Here is a 3140-nt window from a genome sequence, read left to right on the forward strand (position 1 = left end):
AGTTTCCTGGCCGACATGGGCTGTACGACCGCTAGCATCCCACTTGAAGAAGGTGGCCGCGAACGCCACGCCGCGCCTCCGGTCAAAGGCAGCTGACTGCGCGACTGCGCTCGTCGTTGCTTTGGGTACAGGCGTTTGTTCCGCGCCCCCGGCCCTGGCCGACGGTTTCATCTTTTCGGTTGGCCCAGACGGCCAATTGATTTCCACTTCTCAAGAGGCAAACGGGCGCCTTTTTCTCTTCGCAGAACCTCGCGTTCCTGACGCAACGAGCGAGACAGCGATCCCGGCTCGATCCGCCGCCCGCGCCACCCCAGAAATCCTCCATGCGATCGAGACCACGGCTCTGCGGTATGCCGGGCATGGTGCGCTGCGTCGCGCAGGGCTTTCAGTCACTGATTGGGCGCTCCTTTACCGGGCCAATATCGAAGTCGAGAGCGCATACAATCCGGCTGCACGTAGCCCTGTCGGTGCCATAGGCCTTGGCCAGCTTATGCCGGATACCGCCCGCGACCTCGGCGTGGACCCACATGACATGGCGCAGAACCTCGACGGATCAGCCCGCTACTTGCTGATGATGCTCGACCAGTTCGGTGAGGGCTCTCTGGCCCTTGCGGCGTACAACGCTGGCCCTGAGGCGGTCACACGCCACGGCGGCATCCCGCCTTTTCGAGAAACCCAAGGGCATGTGGCCCGTGTGACTGCCGTGTTTGAGCGGCTCAGAGGAGATCTTTCATGACATCGAGACCTTCGATCGTCGCGCTCGGCGCGATGGCCCTTATCGTGCTGGCGGGTCCAGCGCTTGCGCAGAGCATTGACCTCTCGCCGGTACAGACCCTGCTTCAAGGAATTGTCGATGCGATCACCGGCCCCTTGGGAATCGTGATCGGAACGCTTGCGCTGATCGGGGTGTTCCTTTCCTGGCTCTTTGGCATCCTCGACTTCCGTCAGGCGCTCTGGGTCGTGGTTGCAATCGCGGGCATCGCCGCAGCACCCACCATCGTCGCCGCCATCTGGACCACCTGAGCAATCCTGGAGTTCTTGGCCATGGCTGACCAGTCCCGCGTGTTCATCGGCCTTCTCAGGCCACCCAAGCTGATGGGCTTGCCGATCATGTACGCCATGGTCTGGCTCTTCGGCTCGACGCTTCTGTTCCTCTGGGTGCAGAGCTGGGTGGTGGCTGTTTTCGCGGGGCTGGCCTGGCCGGCGCTCTGGAAGGCCGCGGACTGGGATCCGAACTTCCTCGATGTCCTGGTGATCACCCTGCAGGAAACCCCGCCCACGACGAACCGCAAGCTGCACGGAGGCGACAGCTATGCCCCGTGATGGACTCGCCAATGACGTCGCAGAGGCGCTCGATCCGCTGACTGCGTTGCCCGCATGGGTCAGGGGCGAGAAGCGGCTCTCGTCGATGCTGCCATACGTCAGCCTTGTCACCGACCGAACGATCCGGACACGCGGCAACGAACTGATGCAGTGCATCCGCCTCGAGGGGGTGAACAGCACCACGAGCGAGGACGGGCATCTCGACCGGATCGGCGGGCTCCTGGCAGGCATCGTCGCGCAGGTGGGGACCGAGTTCTCCTTCTACCTGCACAAGGTGTCGAAAGCGGTCGATGTGACCCTGCCGCCCATTCCGGGCGAAGGATTTGCTGCCGCCGTCGACAAACGATGGCACGCGCATCTCGGCCGCGCGGGCTTGCGCGACAAGACATTGACCCTGACGGTGCTGAAGCGACCAGAGACCGGCAGTCGCTTGCCGTTCGGACTTGGGGCTTCCCGCGCGCGGATTGCGGCAGATACGACCCGGCGCTTGCGCAAGCTCGATGAGGTCGTAGGGTTTCTCCTTTCCTCCTTCGATGAGCTGAAGCCCCGCCTGCTGGCCGCAAGCACCGGCGAGCTTCTGGGCTTCTTCGGTTCACTCAACACAGGCGAGGAGCACCCGCTCTTCCCCCGGTCGCGCCTTGGCGTGATCGCCGAGGACGTGGCCAATACCCGCGTCACCTTCCGCGGCACGACCATCGCACTCTCGGACGGTGCCGTCGGCGACAAGCTCGGGGCGATCTTTGCGGTGAAGAACTACCCCGCCAAGACCGATAGCCTGATGCTCGACGAGTTGAATCTGCCCGTCGACATGGTCGTCACGCACTCTTTTGTGCCGATCAACGCCAACATCATGGCGGGCCGGATCAAGCGGCAGCTGCGGCTAATGCAGGCCGCCAATGACGGAGCCGTCAGCCTCGCCCAGGAACTGGAACTCGGCCAGGACGATCTGGAATCCAAACGCCTGATCTTCGGCGAGCACCACATGACCGTGGCCGTCTATGCCCGCACCCAGACGGCGCTTGACGATATCGCGGCCGAGATCCGCAACATCTCCGCCACCTCCGGCATCAACCTGATCTCGGAGGCCTTCGGGGCGCGGGCGCATTTCATGGCGCAGCATCCCGGGAACACAGGGGCGCGCAGCCGCAAGGCCGCAATCACGAACCACAACTTCGCCGATCTCGCTACCTTCCACCGCACCCCGCTCGGAAAGACAGGGCGGGAAGTCCCCTGGGGCGTGCCGATCACGCTCTTTCCGACACCCGAGCGCAGTGGTTTTCGCTTCAACTTCCACGAACAGGGCGCGCCGGATCGCGAACCCACGGGTGGCCACACGCTGATCCTCGGCCGTCCCGGCTCGGGCAAATCCGTGCTGGCAGCATTCCTGATGACCATGGCACGGCGGGCAGGTGCGCGGGTCTTCGTATTCGATTATCGCGCGGGCATGGAGATGGCCGTCCGCGCGCTCGGCGGCAGCTATTCGACCGTGCGGGCGGGGCGCCCCACGGGCCTCAATCCGCTCCAGACCGAGATCGACATGCGGGGCCAGGCATGGCTTGCTGATTGGCTCGCGAGCCTCTTGGAGCGGCGCGATCGGCCTCTGACCCCGGTGCAGACCAACCGACTGCAGGAGGTCGTACGCCAGAACGCGAGCGCAGGACATGCGGGCCTACGGAACTGGTCGGATTTCGCCTCGCTGCTGGTCTCGACCGATGACGAGGGCGATCTCTTCGAGCGTATGCAGGAATGGACGGCCGAGGGTCGCTACGGCTGGATCTTCGGGGCCAATGCCGAGGACAGTTTCAGCATCGATGGAG

General features: G+C 64.2%; 4 protein-coding genes. All 4 read left to right on the forward strand.

All coding sequences use genetic code 11. The features are described from left to right. The first annotated feature begins 52 nt into the window (after positions 1-52). Entirely contained in the window at positions 53-736 is a 684-nt protein-coding gene (locus DL237_RS20320; RefSeq protein ID WP_119400795.1) for a lytic transglycosylase domain-containing protein, read from the forward strand. Beyond that, positions 733-1023: a TrbC/VirB2 family protein gene (locus DL237_RS20325; RefSeq protein ID WP_054540759.1), complete on the forward strand. Its 291-nt coding sequence runs from the start codon at positions 733-735 to the stop codon at positions 1021-1023. Before DL237_RS20320 ends, DL237_RS20325 begins: the two co-directional genes overlap by 4 nt. 21 nt (positions 1024-1044) lie before the next feature. After that, entirely contained in the window at positions 1045-1323 is a 279-nt protein-coding gene (locus DL237_RS20330; RefSeq protein WP_009574151.1) for a type IV secretion system protein VirB3, read from the forward strand. Beyond that, positions 1313-3140, forward strand: a 1828-nt coding sequence (locus tag DL237_RS20335) for a VirB4 family type IV secretion/conjugal transfer ATPase (RefSeq protein WP_119400796.1), incomplete at its 3' end; no start/stop codon positions are given. The genes DL237_RS20330 and DL237_RS20335, both read left to right, overlap by 11 nt.

This window comes from Pseudooceanicola sediminis (assembly GCF_003575965.1).
In the GTDB taxonomy this organism is placed as follows: Bacteria; Pseudomonadota; Alphaproteobacteria; order Rhodobacterales; family Rhodobacteraceae; genus Pseudooceanicola; species Pseudooceanicola sediminis.

Excerpts from the sequence above, each read along its gene's own strand:
- DL237_RS20325 (WP_054540759.1), top strand. The coding sequence starts at position 733 with ATGACATCGAGACCTTCGATCGTCGCGCTCGGCGCGATGGCCCTTATC.
- DL237_RS20330 (WP_009574151.1), top strand. The coding sequence starts at position 1,045 with ATGGCTGACCAGTCCCGCGTGTTCATCGGCCTTCTCAGGCCACCCAAG.